The following is a 13,216-nucleotide window of genomic DNA, read 5'->3' on the forward strand; positions in this document are numbered from 1 at the left end:
TGAGAAACAGGTGAGAAGCGGTTACGGAAGTCTGACGTGCACCCGCGATCCCTGGCTCGACAGGGGTCGCGGGTGTTCGAATGGACACGTGAACTCCGAACGACCCGAACGACCAGAAGAACCCGCAGGACCCGAAGAGCTTGACCAACCGCAGGACCGGGGCACGCCCATCGGCCGCCGGGTCCTCCTCGGCACCCTCGGTCTGGGCGCCCTCGGTGTGGTCGCCGCGCCCACCCTCCAGCGCGGCATGGAGTCCTTCCTGGCCGGCGCGGCGGAGAAGGACCCCACCGGTCTGACCGGCCTCCTGCCGAACGGCGGCGGCTTCCGCTACTACTCGGTGACATCCTCCGTGCCCCGCAAGAACGCGGAGAACTATCAGCTGAAGATCGACGGTCTGGTCGACAAGCCCGCCACCTACACCCTCGCCGACCTGCGTGCGATGCCCCAGACCCGGATGGTCAAGGACGTCCAGTGCGTCACGGGCTGGCGCGTGCCCGGCACACCCTTCGAGGGAGTGCGGCTGTCCCGGCTCCTGGACGAGGCGGGAGTGCGTTCCTCGGCCGGGGCGGTGCGCTTCACCTGCTTCGACGGCGCCTACTCCGAGAGCCTCACCCTCGACCAGGCCCGCCGCGCCGACGTCCTGGTCGCCCTGCGCATGCAGGACAAGAACCTGAGCCACAGCCACGGCGGCCCCGTCCGCCTCTATGTGGCCCCCATGTACTTCTACAAGTCCGCCAAGTGGCTCTCCGGCATCGAGGTCACCGAGGACGTGCGGCCCGGCTACTGGGAGAACCGCGGCTACGACATCGACGCCTGGGTCGGCAAATCGAACGGACGCGACGATGAGCCTACGAGCTGACGCCCCGGCGCCTTCCACCACCGATGTACGCCGCTTCGGCCGCTCCCAGAAGTGGGTGCACCGCGCGACGGCCGCGCTGATGGGCGTGTGCGTGGTGACGGCGGCCTGTCTGTACGTCCCCCAGCTCGCCGAACTGGTCGGCCGCCGCGAACTGGTCGTCCGCGTCCACGAATGGGCGGGCCTCGCCCTGCCGGTACCCGTCCTCGCCGGGCTCGTCTCCCGCCACTTCCGCGCCGACCTCGGCTTCCTCAACCGCTTCGGCCCGCACGACAAGGTCTGGCTGCGCGCGGCCCTACGACGCGACAAGCGCCGTACCTCACGCCCGGCGGCCAAGTTCAACGCGGGCCAGAAGATCTACGCGGCCTGGATCGCGGGCGCGACCCTGGTCATGCTCGGCACGGGCCTGCTCATGTGGTTCACCCACCTCACCCCGCTGGTGTGGCGCACCAGCGCGACCTTCGTCCACGACTGGCTGGCGCTCACCCTCGGCATCGTCCTGGCCGGCCACATCGGCATGGCCCTGGGCGACCCGGAGGCCCGCCGGGGCCTCAGAACGGGCTCGGTGAGCAAGGAGTGGGCGGACAGCGAGCATCCACTCTGGCGCCCTTGACGTGATGCCGGTGCCGGCGCTGGTTCCGATGCCGGGCGAGGGCTCCGGCGACTTCGCGGGCTCCGGGGATACGAGGAGAAAGGCGTCCTTCTTGGCCGCCTCGGCGCTCCCGTACCGGACGAGGACGTCGACGGGGCCCGCGCCCGCAGCAGCCCCAACACCCGCTCGGGTACCCGCACTTGGGCCCGCACCCGGCCCTGGACCCGGATGCGGGCCGGGGACCACGACTCCGAGGACGAGCCGGTCGCCCGACTCCGAGACGAGCACCGGCGGTCCGGCGACCGGCCGTCCGCCGATGAGCACGCTCCCGTCCCGCAGTAGTCCGGCGTGGTCGAAGTAGGTGCCGCGCAGCTCGATCGAGACCGTGTCGCCCGGTGCCGCCTCGCCGTCGCCGCCCACGTCCACCGAGCCGATCCCGTACCCGCAGGCGGCCCGGACGGCGGACGGTGTCTCCAGCCGGACGGTGGCGGCAGGGTGCCGCCGGTGGAAGTCCAGGATTCCGCCCAGGATCTGCCGGGCGGCGCGCCCCTTGCAGGTGAGCGCCTTGTCGGCGGGTTCGTCGTGGCCCGCGACGGCCACTGCCCAGTCGCCGCCCTGCCCCTGGACGGCGAGACAGGCGGCGGCGAGCCCGCGCAGCACCCGCCAGTCGTCGCTCGCCGGGGAGTCCGACGTGCCCGCCGGGATCACCTTCAGGGCGGCTGCGCACCGGTCGGGGGCGCGGAGCCGGTCGTAGACGGCGGCGGGGTCGGGGGCGCCGTCGGTGTCGGGGGAGACCGGGCCGGGCGGCAGCCAGTCGGGCACGGTCAGTACCTTGGTGCCGCCGCCCGGACGCGTACCGCCGGGGGTGGGCGAGGCGACCGGGGTCCGGGACGCGGCCGGGCTCTCGCTCGCGCCGGGAACCTCGCTCCCGCCGGAGCTCTCGGGGGCGCCGGAGTCGGTGTGGCCGGGAGTGCGCGGGGGAGCGGTGGAGGTGGCCGTGCCGATCTCCCCGTCGTCGCCGGCGCCGCTCGACGACGGCACGGGCGAGACGCTCGTCGATCTGCTGCCACCCCCGCGCGCCGCGTCGTCCCCGTCGGTGCCGAAGGCGGCAGCCGCGACCGCCACCGCCCCGATCACGAACAGCCCCGATACCCGCACCCCGAGCGAAACCGCCATACCGCCGCCCCCCGACGTGATCGCCCCGACCGCTGTGGATGGCGGCCGGGGTCCTCATATCATCGGCCCGCTCGCGGCCCCGCGGAAGGTGCTCCGTCCGATCGCTCACCTGTGACGATGCCCCAGATACAAACGGGAACGAAGAGACACCGGAGGCACCCTCGGAGGCCGCGGGATCCGCCTAGGACGAGGGGCGCAGGGTCCGGCCCAGGACGAGAGACGCAGGGTCCAGCCCAGAGCGAGTGCTGCGAGGCCCCACCCAGGGGCGCGGGGAACTGCGCATTCAGCCCCCACGCACCCGCAGACATCGAACTGCCTGCACGCTCCCGATCAGGGGCGCGGGGAACTGCGCATTCAGCCCCCACGCACCCGCAGACATCGAACTGCCTGCACGCTCCCGATCAGGGGCGCGGGGAACTGCGCAATCATCCCCCACGCACCCGCAGACATCGAACTGCCTGCACGCCCCCGATCAGGGGCGCGGGGAACTGCGCAATCAACCCCCACGCACCCGCAGACAACGACCCACCTACACGCCCCCGAAATCGAGCAACACCTTGCACGACCTCCCACGGTCCGCCGCCAGCACGAACGCCGACTCCGCCTCCTCGACCGGCACCACCGCACTGACCAGACCGTCAAGCGCCGGCTCCGCCGCCAGCAGGGCCAACGCGTCGTCGAACTCCGTGTCGAAGCGGAACGCCCCCCGCAGTTCGATCTCGCGCGTGACGACGAGGTTGCCGGCGAAGGGGCTGGGCCCCGGCGGCAGCAGCCCGAGCTGGACGACGACCCCACCGCGCCGCACCAGCCGCAGGCACGTGTCCAGCCCGGCGGCCACCCCCGACGCCTCGACGGCCACGTCCACCTCCGCCGGCCACCCGGGATCGCCGGGATCGTCCGCCCGTACGACCGCGTCGGCGCCCGCGACAGCCGCGTACCGCAGGGCCTGTGGGAGCAGGTCCGTGACCGTCACGCGGGCCGCGCCGGCCGCCTTCGCCGCCGCGACGACCAGGCACCCGATGGGTCCCGCGCCGGTGACGAGGACGTGCCTGCCGGCGACGTCCCCGGCCCGGCGGACGGCGTGCAGGGCGACAGAGAGGGGCTCGGCGAGTGCTGCCAGGCGCAGCGGCAGGCTCGTCGGTACGGCCCTCAACTGGTCGGCAGGGACGATGAGTTGAGCAGCGAAGCCACCCTGGACGTGGGGTGTGCGGGCGGCGCTGCCGAGGTAGCGCGTGTCCCGGCAGACGTTGCGCCGGCCGGACGCGCACTCCGGACACACCCCGCACGGGCTCGCCGGGTGCACGGCAACCGCCGTACCGACCACCGAGCCTGACGCCCCGTCACCGTAGGACACGACCGTGCCCACGACCTCGTGGCCCAGCACCATCGGTTCCTTGAGGCGGAAGTCGCCCACCCCGCCGTGCCTCCAGTAGTGCAGGTCCGAGCCGCAGACCCCGCCGTACCGGACGGCCACGAGCGCCTGACCGGGACCGGGAGACGGCACCGGCAACTCGTCGACCCGCAGATCGCCCTCGCCGTGGATCACGCAACCGAGCATCGGGAGAACCCCTTTCGTGTCCGCTTCTGTGCCCGCTTCGGAGTCCGGGTCACAGGACGCTGGTCATGCCGCCGTCGACGTACAGCACCTGTCCGCCGACGAAGTCCGCCGCCGGGGAGGCGAGGAACAGCACTCCGCCCACCAGATCCTCCGTACGGCCCCAGCGGCCGGCCGGAGTGCGGCGGCGCACCCAGGCGCTGAACTCCGGGTCGTCGACCAGGGGTTGGGTCAGTTCCGTCTCGATGTAGCCGGGGCCGAGGCCGTTGACCTGGACTCCGTGCGGGCCCCAGTCCGCGCACATGCCCTTGGTGAGCATCTTCAGCGCGCCCTTGGTGGCCGCGTAGGGCGCGATGCCGGGGCGGGCCACCTCGCTCTGTACCGAGCAGATGTTGATGATCTTGCCGTGGCCGCGTCGCGTCATGTGCCGGGCCGCCTCCCGGCCCACCAGGAACGCGCTGGTGAGGTTGGTATCGAGGATGCGGTGCCAGTCGGAGTCGGTGAACTCCAGGAGCGGGGCCCGCAGTTGCATGCCCGCGTTGTTGACCAGGACGTCCAGCGGGCCGACGCGTTCTTCGACGTCCGCGATGCCGGCGGCGACCGAGGGGCCGTCGGTGACGTCGAAGGAGGCCGTGTGGATGTCTCCGGGGAGTTCGGCCGCGGCCTTGGTGAGGCGGTCGCCGTCGCGCCCGTTGAGGACGACCGTGCAGCCTGCCTCGGCCAGTCCCCGCGCGAGGGCGAAGCCGATGCCCCGGCTGGAGCCGGTGACCAGGGCCGTACGCCCACTGATGTCGAACAGAGGGTGACTCATTCCCGTACCCCTAGATCACGAGTGAGAGCAGCAGGACCAGGCCGCCCGCGACCACGGAGATGATCGTCTCCATGACCGACCAGGTCTTGAGGGTCTGGCCGACGGTCAGGCCGAAGTACTCCTTGACCAGCCAGAATCCGGCGTCGTTGACATGGCTGAAGAAGAGCGAGCCGGCGCCGATGGCCAGGACGAGCAGGGCCGCGTGGGTGGTCGACATGTCGGCCGCCAGCGGGGCCACGAGACCGGCCGCCGAGATGGTCGCGACGGTCGCCGAGCCGGTGGCGAGGCGGATGGCCACCGCGATCAGCCAGGCGAGCAGCAGTGCGGGTATGGACCAGTCCTCGGAGATGTCCAGGATCATCTGGCCCACCCCGGAGTCGATCAGCGTCTGCTTGAAACCGCCGCCCGCGCCGACGATCAGCAGGATGCCGGCGATGGGCGCGAGGCCCGTCTCGACGATCCGGGAGATCCGCTCCTTGGAGAAGTCCGCCGGACGGCCCAGCGTGAAGATGCCGACGAGCACGGCGGCGAGCAGGGCGATCAGCGGCGAGCCGACGACGTCGAAGACGCGCTGCACCATGTGCGTCGGGTCGTCGACGATGATGTCGACCAGCGCCTTGGAGAGCATCAGGACGACGGGGAGAAGGATGGTGGCGAGCGTGGCGCCGAAGCCCGGGCGCTTCTCCAGTTCCTCCGACGGGCGCTGCGGGATCATGCGGTCGGGTGCCGGGACGTCGACCCAGCGGGACGCGTACCGCGAGAACAGCGGGCCCGCGATGACGACGGTCGGGATGGCGATCAGGACACCGAGCGCCAGGGTCACGCCGAGGTTGGCGCCCACCGCGTCGATCGCGACCAGCGGACCGGGGTGCGGCGGGACCAGGCCGTGCATCACGGAGAGGCCCGCGAGCGCCGGGATGCCGATGCGCATCAAGGAGTAGTTGCCGCGCTTGGCGACCATCAGGACGACCGGGATCAGCAGCACGACGCCGACCTCGAAGAACAGGGGCAGGCCGATCACCGAGGCGATCAGGACCATCGCCCACGGCATCGTCCGGCCCGACGCCTTCGCCAGGATCGTGTCGACGATCTGGTCGGCGCCACCGGAGTCGGCGAGCAGCTTGCCGAGGATCGCACCGAGGGCGATCAGGACGCCCACGCCGGCCACCGTCGAGCCGAGCCCGGTGGTGAAGCTGGAGATGGCCTTGTCGAGCGGCGCGCCCGCGAAGGCGCCCAGCGCGAGCGAGCCGATGGTCAGGGCCAGGAAGGCGTGCAGCTTGAACTTGGTGATCAGCAGGACGATGACGGCGATGCCCGCCAGTACCGCGATGCCGAGTTGAGCGTGGCCCGCCGAGGTGATCGGCTCGACGGGGTCCGCCGCCAGTATCTCGACGCTGAGTCTGGTCACGGGGGTTCCCTTTGCTTCTGAAGTGGGGGAGAGGGGCAGGGGAGGGGAGGGGAGCGGAGGAGCTACGGGGGGTTACGGGGCATTACTGGGCGGCAGAGGAGGCCGGCGGGGCCGCCTCGCCGGGGCCGTCGAGGTCGTCGAGTGCCGCCGTGGCGCGGGTGCTGATCTCCTCGGGGGTGCCCGAGACGTTCACGGCGACGCCCCCCTCGTCCGCTGCGAGCGGCTGGAGGGTGGCGAACTGGGAGTCGAGCAGCGCCGTCGGCATGAAGTGGCCCTGCCGGTGCGCCATCCGGTCCTCGATGAGCGCGCGGTCGCCGGTGAGGTGCACGAAGACCACGCCGGGCGCGGCGGCCCGCAGCCGGTCACGGTACGACCGCTTCAGCGCCGAACAGCTCACCACCCCACCGAGCCCGGCCCGGCCGTGCGCCCACTCGCCGATGGCGTCGAGCCACGGCCAGCGGTCGTCGTCGGTCAGCGGGGTCCCGGCGGTCATCTTGTGGATGTTGGCCGGGGGGTGGAAGTCGTCGCCCTCGGCGTACGGAACGCCGAGCCGGGCCGCGAGCAGGGGACCGATGGTGGTCTTCCCTGTGCCCGCGACGCCCATGACCACGATGACGTGGGGGGTACGCGTCTGCTGCATCATGCTCTCGCTGTCCTCGTCGACACGTGATGTGAACGCTATGAAACGCATTAGGTCCGACAAATTCAAGACCCTGAGACGAATAAGTCTGACTATTTAGAAGTGTGACGCGCCCCGTACTCTGAGTGCATGAGCACACCGGGTCGAGGGCTGCACGGCCATGTACTGGAATCCCTCGGGCCCGCGATCACCGCGGGCGAGTACCCGCCGGGCAGCGTTCTGCGTACGGACGAACTGGCACAGCGCTTCGATGTGTCACGCTCGGTGATGCGCGAGGCGGTCCGGGTCCTCGAATCGATGCACCTGGTCGAGTCCCGCCGTCGGGTCGGCGTCACGGTCCGTCCCAAGGCCGAGTGGAACGTGTACGACCCGCAGGTCATCCGCTGGCGCCTGGCCGGCGCCGACCGCCCGCAGCAACTGCGCTCCCTGACCGTGCTGCGCTCCGCGATCGAACCGGTCGCCGCGGGCCTGGCCGCCAAGTTCGCCACCGCCGAGCAGTGCGCGCGGCTCACGGAGTGCGCGGTGGGCATGGTGGCGAACTCGCGCGGCCATCGTCTGGAGGGCTATCTCATCCACGACGTGGCCTTCCATCGGGTGATCCTGGAGGCCTCCGGCAACGAGATGTTCGCCCGCCTCGGCGACGTCGTCGCGGAGGTCCTGGCCGGCCGCACCCATCACGAGGTCATGTTCGAGGACCCCGACCCGGCCGCCGTCACCCTCCACGTCCAGGTCGCGGAAGCGGTCCGTGAGGGCGACGGCGAACGCGCCGAACGCCTCACCCGGGAGATCGCGGTCGGGGCCCTTCAGGAACTGGACATCCTCGCGCCCTAGACGGGCTGGACGCCCTGGTCGTCCTAGTCGTCCTGGCTGATGTCTCCGTCCACGTACACCCACGCCCCGTCGACCCGCTCGAACCGGCTCCGCTCCTCCAGCGAACCGCCCCGGTAGGAGGCCCGGAAGGTCACGGTTCCGGTGGTGTGGAACGCCGTGCCGTCGCCCGTCCCGAGGATCTCCAGGCCCGTCCATCGCATCCCGGGGTCGAATGCGACCCCGGCGGGGCGGGTACGCGGGTGCCAGGTGCGCAGCAGGTAGGGCTCGTCCCGCTTCACGAAAGCGCTGTAGCGCGAACGCATCAGGGTCTCGGCGGTCGGTGCCGACGCCTCACCCCGGTGGAATCGGCCACAGCACTTCTCGTACGTCTCCGCAAGACCGCACGGGCATGTGGAGCTCTGAGCAGGGGCGGAAGGGCGTTGCCGCCGGGATTGCGAGGTACGTCGGGACATGGGCCCCATTCTCCTGCACCACGGGCTGTGTGAAATCTGTGAAGCAGCTGCCCCGACACGAGTACATCGCGTGCGGGTCGTGCGCGGTGGCCTTCATCGAACCTTCCCCAGGGGTGGCGCAAACACGTCTTGCTGGCTCAACTCCCTTCCCCCAAGGCTGGGTTACGCACTTGAGCATCAGGAGTCACAAGCGTGTTGCTTGGCCCGGACGGCCGTCCGTCCGGGGCACTGACGGGGGAAAACTGATGCGGTGTCATGGGCTGTCGGCGTGCTCTCGCGCGCCCGGCACTTTCGTGCGCACCGGATCCGGAACGTCTCTCCCTCTGCCGCCTCTTGGTGCCTGCCCGGTGCCCGAGAAGGGATTGGAGGGGGAATGCCGACGACAGCAGTGGGTGCGGCCAGGCCGACATATCCCGGCGTCTACGTCGAAGAGCTTCCCAGTAGCACTCGTACCATCTCCGCCGTGACCACGTCGGTGACCGCGTTCGTGGGGCACACCCGGCGCGGTCCGCTGAACGAGCCCGTGCGTGTCACCGGATTCACCGAGTTCGAGCGGCGGTTCGGCGGGCTGAGTTCACAGAGCGCCGTCGCCTACGCCGTGCACCAGTTCTTCGGCAACGGCGGCACCGTCGCCGTGATCGTCCGGGTCGCGAAGGCCGGCAGCGGCAAGGCCGCGTGTGTCGTCCTGGAGTCCACCGAGGGCCACAGCGAGTCCCGCGTCCTCGAAGTGCACGCCAAGGAACCCGGCGTGTGGGGCAACGGCCTGCGCGTCGCCGTCGACTACGACACCCCCCACCCCGACGAGACCTTCAACCTGCGGGTGTACGACGCCAAGGGCGACGCCCGCGAGTCCTTCACCGGGCTGTCGATGGACACCGGCCACGGGCGGTACGCGCCGACCGTCGTCAACGCCGGGTCGCGGCTCGTCCGCGTCGAGGCCGTCGGCGAGGGGCGGCCCGATCCGTCCGGGACCGTGTCCAAGCCCTTCGGCAACGAACTCCCCGACCTGGCCGTCGACTTGACGGTCAAGATCGGTGACGTCGAGCGCGAGTTCACTCTCTACGACCCCGACTGCGACGGCGAAGCCCCGTGCTCCGTCGCCGAGTTGGCGCTGCTCCTGGAGCGCAAGCTGCGGGCGCTGCCCGACGCGCCGGGCAAGCACGCCTTCGCGGGCGTCGAAGTCACCGCGTTCGGGAGGCGGTTGCAGGTCGTCGCCGGGTCCACCGACCCCGAGGACGTCGTCCGGTTCCTCGGAGAGTGCGCCAACGACCTGGGCCTCGAAGCCTCCGTCAACCCGCCCGTCTTCCCCCTGGAGGGCGGCGAGGACGGCGAGGCCCCCGGTCCGCGCGACCTCATCGGCTCCGAGGCCGACAAGACCGGCATCCAGGCCCTGCGCGGCGTCGCCGACGTCAACCTGCTGGCCCTGCCCGAGCTGGCGGCGTACGAGAAGACCGAGGACATGCTCACCGTCGTCTCGGCGGCCCAGCGGCTGTGCGAGGAGCGGCGGATCTTCCTGCTCGTCGACGCGCCCAGCACCTGGGTGAGCGTCGACACGGCCCGTGCCGGGCTCGCCGCCTTCGACGCGGTCCGGGGCAACCACGCCGGCCTGTACTTCCCGCACCTCCAGCTCACCGACCCGCTCACCGGGCGGCTGCGCGCCTTCCCGCCGTCCGGCGCGGTCGCCGGCGTCGTCGCGCGCACCGACTCCGAGCGCGGGGTGTGGAAGGCGCCGGCCGGGACGGAGGCCCGTCTCGCGGGCGTCCACTCGCTCACCGTCGACCTGACCGACCGCGAGACCGGGCTGCTCAACCCGCTCGGCGTGAACTGCCTGCGCACGTTCCCGATGGCGGGTCCGCTGGTGTGGGGGGCGCGCACGCTGGAGGGCTCCGACGCGCTCGACAGCGAGTGGAAGTACGTACCCGTGCGGCGGCTCGCGCTGCATGTCGAGGAGAGCCTCCAACGGGGCCTCCAGTGGGTCGTGTTCGAGCCCAACGACGAGAGCCTCTGGCAGCAGATCAGGCTGGGCGCCTCCTCGTACCTGCACACGCTGTTCCGTCAGGGCGCCTTCAAGGGCAGCACGCCGCGCGAGGCCTACTTCGTCAAGTGCGACCACGAGACCACGACCGACGAGGACGTCGCGAACGGCGTCGTCAACGTCCTGGTGGGCATCGCGCCCGTGCGCCCGGCGGAGTTCGTGATCGTCAGGATCCAGCAGACGTCCGGACAGTTCGCCCTCTAGGGCCCCGAAGGACCCCAAGGCCCCGAGCAACGTGGAGAGTTGAAGGAATCCGATGGCTGAGTTCACGGTCAACGCGCAGCGCTTCGACCCGTACAAGAACTTCAAGTTCCTGGTCCTGTGGGACGGTCGTACGGTCGCCGGCATCAGCAAGGTCAGTCCGCTCAAGCGGACCACGGAGGTTGTCAAGCACCGCCACGGCGGCGACCCCTCGTCCCCGCGCAAATCCCCGGGACGCTCCGAGTTCGAGGGCGTCACTCTGGAGCGCGGGGTCACCCACGACCCCGAGTTCGACCGCTGGGCCAACAAGGTCTGGCAGGTCGGCGCGGGCCTGGGATCGGAGGTGTCCCTGGCCGACTTCCGCAAGGACATCGTCATCCAGGTCCTCAACGAGGCCGGCCAGGTCGCCGTCTCGCACAAGCTCTACCGGACCTGGCCCAGCGAGTACCAGGTCCTCGGCGAACTCGACGCCAACGCCAACGCGGTGGCCATCCAGTCGCTGAAGTTGGAGTGCGAGGGCTGGGAGCGGGACTACGAGGTGCCCGAGCCCGAGGAGCCGTCCTTCCTCAACCCGGCGTGAACGGACGGTAGTTGAAGGAAGCGGGGGACGGTATGGCGATCACCTCGGCCACCTCGGCGGCCGGACTGCTGGCCGCCTGGGAGGCGGGCCTTGCCGAGGCGCCGGTCGGGCGTGCGCTGCTGCTGCATCGCACGGCACGTCCGGACGTCGACACGGGGAGGCTGCCGCAGCTTCCGGTCGGCGAACGCGAGGCGGACCTGTTCGCGCTGCGCCGGGCACTGTTCGGCGAGCGGATGCAGGTACGTCTCGCCTGCCGGGCGTGCGGCGAGGACATGGAGTTCGAGCTGGACGCCGGGGAGCTGGCACGGTCGCTGGGCGGGCGCGAGGGGTCGGTGGACGGGCTGGGTGGTTCGCCGGGCGGGCGCGAGGGTTCGGTGGACGGGCTGGGTGGTTCGCCGACTGGGCGCGAGGGCTTGGCGGACGGGTTGGGTGGTTCGTCGGGCGTGCCGACTGGACCGTCGGGCGGGTGTGACGGTTCGGCGTACGGGCTGGGTGGTTCGCCAGGCGGGTGTGACGGTTCGGTGTACGGGCTGGGTGGTTCGCCAGGCGGGTGTGACGGTTCGGTGTACGGGCTGGGTGGTTCGTCGGGCGGGCGTGAGAGCTCGGCGGGCGGGCCTGGCGGTGTGTCGGCTGGGCGTGAGGGCTTGGCGGACGGGCTGGGTGGTTCGTCGGGCGTGCCAGCTGGACGGTCGAGAGGGCGTGACGGTTCGGCGTACGGGCCGGACGGTTCGCCGGCCGGGCGGGACTGGGTGGCTGCTGCTGGGCACGGCGAAGTAGCTGCGGCCGGGCGGGATGAGGTGGCCGTGGCCGGGCGCGGCGAGGTGGCCGTGGCCGGGGCGGGCGGTTCGCTGGTCCGGGTTCGACAGGACGGGTGGGACGTCGAGTTCCGGCTGCCCGGGGTCGCCGACCTGACGGCGGCGGCCCGGGCCGCGGACCCGCGCGGGGCGCTGCTCGCGCGGTGCCTCGTCTCGGCGGTGCACGACGGGGTCGCCAAGGCCGCGACGGACCTGCCCGTACCCGTGCAGCGCCGGATCGCCGAGGCGGTGGAGGCCGCCGACCCGGGCGCCGACCTGGTGATCGACGTGGCCTGCCCCGAGTGCGGCCGGGCCACCCCGGCCGAGCTCGACATCGCCTCCTACCTGTGGACCGAACTGGACGCCTGGGCACGGGACATGCTGCTCGACGTCCATCTGCTGGCCACCGCGTACGGCTGGAGCGAACCGGACATCCTGGCGCTCAGCCCGCTGCGGCGCCGCTACTACCTGGAGCTGTGTGCGGATGTCTGACGCCGACGGGACGCCGGTTCCCGACTTCTTCGACCGGCTGATCGCCCGGCACGCCGCTCCGGTGGCGGGCCCGCGCCCGGATGTGGCGCGGGTGCGACCCCGGCTGCCCGGACCGTTCGAACGGGTCGAGGCGGTACGGGCCGCGGCGAACGACCCGGACGGTACGTACGGCGCGGACCCGCTGTGGCCCGCCGCCACCCCGGCCGCCGTACCGCACCCCGACCGGCCGCGCCCGGCGGAGACCGGGGCCCGCCCGGCCCCGGAACGGGAGCGGACCGTCGTCCACACAGAACGGGTGCACGACGGCCGGCCCACCCCGACCGCTCCACGCGCCGCCGGCCCCGAGGGGCCGCTGCTGCGCCCGGTCACGCCCCTGACGCCAGGGCCGCGACCGGCCGCCGGACCCGCGCGCCGCACGGCGGGCGGGCAGCGTCCCGAGCTCGACACGTCCCGGACCGCGGTGCCCGTGCCCATCCCCCCGGGCCCGGACACCGCTTCCCGCCCCGCCGTGTCCGCGGCTCCGCATCCCAGCGCCGCGGACACGGCGGCGGCCCGCGAGGCCGTACGGCAGGCCGCTGCACGGCGACCCGGACGGGCGCCCGAGCAGGTGGTCGAGGTACGGGTCGGGCGGCTCGAAGTGACGGCGGCGGCGCCCGCCGGGGGCGCCCGGCGGCGTACGACGGCCCCGGAGCGGCCGGGGGCGACCGTGAGCCTCGCCGACTATCTGGCCCGGGGGCGCGAGTGAACCGCGTAACGGGACCGACGAAGGAAGCAGTCGGCGCAAGCAGCCGGC

12 protein-coding genes and 1 pseudogene are annotated in these 13,216 nt (G+C 71.9%); 8 read left to right on the forward strand and 5 right to left on the reverse strand.

Features of this window, described 5'->3' with window-relative positions:
- Positions 1–88 precede the first annotated feature (88 nt).
- The 3 genes from ACH4TV_RS18130 (at position 89) to ACH4TV_RS18140 (ending at position 2,739) form a co-directional block, all read left to right on the forward strand.
- Positions 89–859, forward strand: coding sequence for a molybdopterin-dependent oxidoreductase (locus tag ACH4TV_RS18130; RefSeq protein ID WP_398399130.1), 771 nt, complete (start codon positions 89–91; stop codon positions 857–859).
- Positions 843–1,469, forward strand: coding sequence for a cytochrome b/b6 domain-containing protein (locus tag ACH4TV_RS18135; protein ID WP_398399132.1), 627 nt, complete (start codon positions 843–845; stop codon positions 1,467–1,469). The genes ACH4TV_RS18130 and ACH4TV_RS18135 overlap by 17 nt, the downstream gene beginning before the upstream one ends.
- 811 nt (positions 1,470–2,280) lie before the next feature.
- The gene (locus ACH4TV_RS18140; protein ID WP_398399134.1) at positions 2,281–2,739 is read left to right on the forward strand and encodes a hypothetical protein; all 459 of its coding nucleotides are present in this window, start codon (positions 2,281–2,283) and stop codon (positions 2,737–2,739) included.
- A gap of 414 nt (positions 2,740–3,153) precedes the next feature.
- Here the strand turns inward: ACH4TV_RS18140 and ACH4TV_RS18145 are convergent, their stop codons facing one another.
- From ACH4TV_RS18145 to ACH4TV_RS18160, 4 genes are all read right to left on the reverse strand, one after another.
- The gene (locus ACH4TV_RS18145) at positions 3,154–4,182 is read right to left on the reverse strand and encodes an L-idonate 5-dehydrogenase (protein ID WP_398399136.1); all 1,029 of its coding nucleotides are present in this window, start codon (positions 4,180–4,182) and stop codon (positions 3,154–3,156) included.
- Positions 4,183–4,231: 49 nt separating this feature from the next.
- A complete protein-coding gene (locus tag ACH4TV_RS18150; protein WP_398399138.1) occupies positions 4,232–4,990 on the reverse strand; it encodes an SDR family oxidoreductase in 759 nt (252 codons plus the stop codon).
- 10 nt (positions 4,991–5,000) lie between these two features.
- Positions 5,001–6,398 carry a gluconate:H+ symporter gene (locus tag ACH4TV_RS18155; protein WP_398399140.1) on the reverse strand — a complete coding sequence of 466 codons (1,398 nt, stop codon included), beginning with the start codon at positions 6,396–6,398 and terminating at the stop codon, positions 5,001–5,003.
- An 82-nt stretch (positions 6,399–6,480) separates the two neighbouring features.
- Entirely contained in the window at positions 6,481–7,038 is a 558-nt protein-coding gene (locus tag ACH4TV_RS18160; RefSeq protein ID WP_398399760.1) for a gluconokinase, read from the reverse strand.
- 129 nt (positions 7,039–7,167) lie between these two features.
- On the opposite strand from ACH4TV_RS18160, the gene ACH4TV_RS18165 reads away from it, so the two are divergent.
- Positions 7,168–7,869, forward strand: a complete 702-nt coding sequence (locus ACH4TV_RS18165) for a FadR/GntR family transcriptional regulator (protein WP_398399142.1) — start codon at positions 7,168–7,170, stop codon at positions 7,867–7,869.
- A gap of 23 nt (positions 7,870–7,892) precedes the next feature.
- On the opposite strand, the gene ACH4TV_RS18170 is transcribed toward ACH4TV_RS18165, so the two are convergent.
- On the reverse strand, positions 7,893–8,321 hold the full coding sequence (locus ACH4TV_RS18170) for a YchJ family protein (RefSeq protein WP_398399143.1): 429 nt from the start codon (positions 8,319–8,321) through the stop codon (positions 7,893–7,895).
- 373 nt (positions 8,322–8,694) lie between these two features.
- On the opposite strand from ACH4TV_RS18170, the gene ACH4TV_RS18175 reads away from it, so the two are divergent.
- The 4 genes and pseudogenes from ACH4TV_RS18175 to ACH4TV_RS18190 all read left to right on the forward strand — a co-directional run bounded on the left by ACH4TV_RS18175 (position 8,695) and on the right by ACH4TV_RS18190 (position 13,168).
- The gene (locus ACH4TV_RS18175) at positions 8,695–10,560 is read left to right on the forward strand and encodes a phage tail sheath family protein (protein ID WP_398399145.1); all 1,866 of its coding nucleotides are present in this window, start codon (positions 8,695–8,697) and stop codon (positions 10,558–10,560) included.
- Positions 10,561–10,612: 52 nt separating this feature from the next.
- On the forward strand, positions 10,613–11,137 hold the full coding sequence (locus ACH4TV_RS18180; RefSeq protein ID WP_398399147.1) for a phage tail protein: 525 nt from the start codon (positions 10,613–10,615) through the stop codon (positions 11,135–11,137).
- 839 nt (positions 11,138–11,976) lie between these two features.
- Positions 11,977–12,423: pseudogene (locus ACH4TV_RS18185) on the forward strand (hypothetical protein); the annotation flags it as partial.
- Complete coding sequence (locus ACH4TV_RS18190; RefSeq protein ID WP_398399149.1) at positions 12,416–13,168, forward strand: hypothetical protein; 753 nt, start codon at positions 12,416–12,418, stop codon at positions 13,166–13,168. The pseudogene ACH4TV_RS18185 and the gene ACH4TV_RS18190, both read left to right, overlap by 8 nt.
- Positions 13,169–13,216: the final 48 nt, after the last annotated feature.

The sequence above is a fragment of the Streptomyces sp. NPDC020898 genome (assembly GCF_044333925.1).
Lineage (GTDB): Bacteria > Actinomycetota > Actinomycetes > Streptomycetales > Streptomycetaceae > Streptomyces.

What these genes read in the sequence shown, in the direction of transcription:
- ACH4TV_RS18135 (WP_398399132.1), top strand. Translation starts at nt 843, where the DNA reads ATGAGCCTACGAGCTGACGCCCCGGCGCCTTCCACCACCGATGTACGC.
- ACH4TV_RS18145 (WP_398399136.1), bottom strand. Translation starts at nt 4,182, where the DNA reads ATGCTCGGTTGCGTGATCCACGGCGAGGGCGATCTGCGGGTCGACGAG.
- ACH4TV_RS18150 (WP_398399138.1), bottom strand. Translation starts at nt 4,990, where the DNA reads ATGAGTCACCCTCTGTTCGACATCAGTGGGCGTACGGCCCTGGTCACC.
- ACH4TV_RS18160 (WP_398399760.1), bottom strand. Translation starts at nt 7,038, where the DNA reads ATGCAGCAGACGCGTACCCCCCACGTCATCGTGGTCATGGGCGTCGCG.
- ACH4TV_RS18165 (WP_398399142.1), top strand. Translation starts at nt 7,168, where the DNA reads ATGAGCACACCGGGTCGAGGGCTGCACGGCCATGTACTGGAATCCCTC.
- ACH4TV_RS18170 (WP_398399143.1), bottom strand. Translation starts at nt 8,321, where the DNA reads ATGTCCCGACGTACCTCGCAATCCCGGCGGCAACGCCCTTCCGCCCCT.
- ACH4TV_RS18175 (WP_398399145.1), top strand. Translation starts at nt 8,695, where the DNA reads ATGCCGACGACAGCAGTGGGTGCGGCCAGGCCGACATATCCCGGCGTC.
- ACH4TV_RS18180 (WP_398399147.1), top strand. Translation starts at nt 10,613, where the DNA reads ATGGCTGAGTTCACGGTCAACGCGCAGCGCTTCGACCCGTACAAGAAC.
- ACH4TV_RS18190 (WP_398399149.1), top strand. Translation starts at nt 12,416, where the DNA reads ATGTCTGACGCCGACGGGACGCCGGTTCCCGACTTCTTCGACCGGCTG.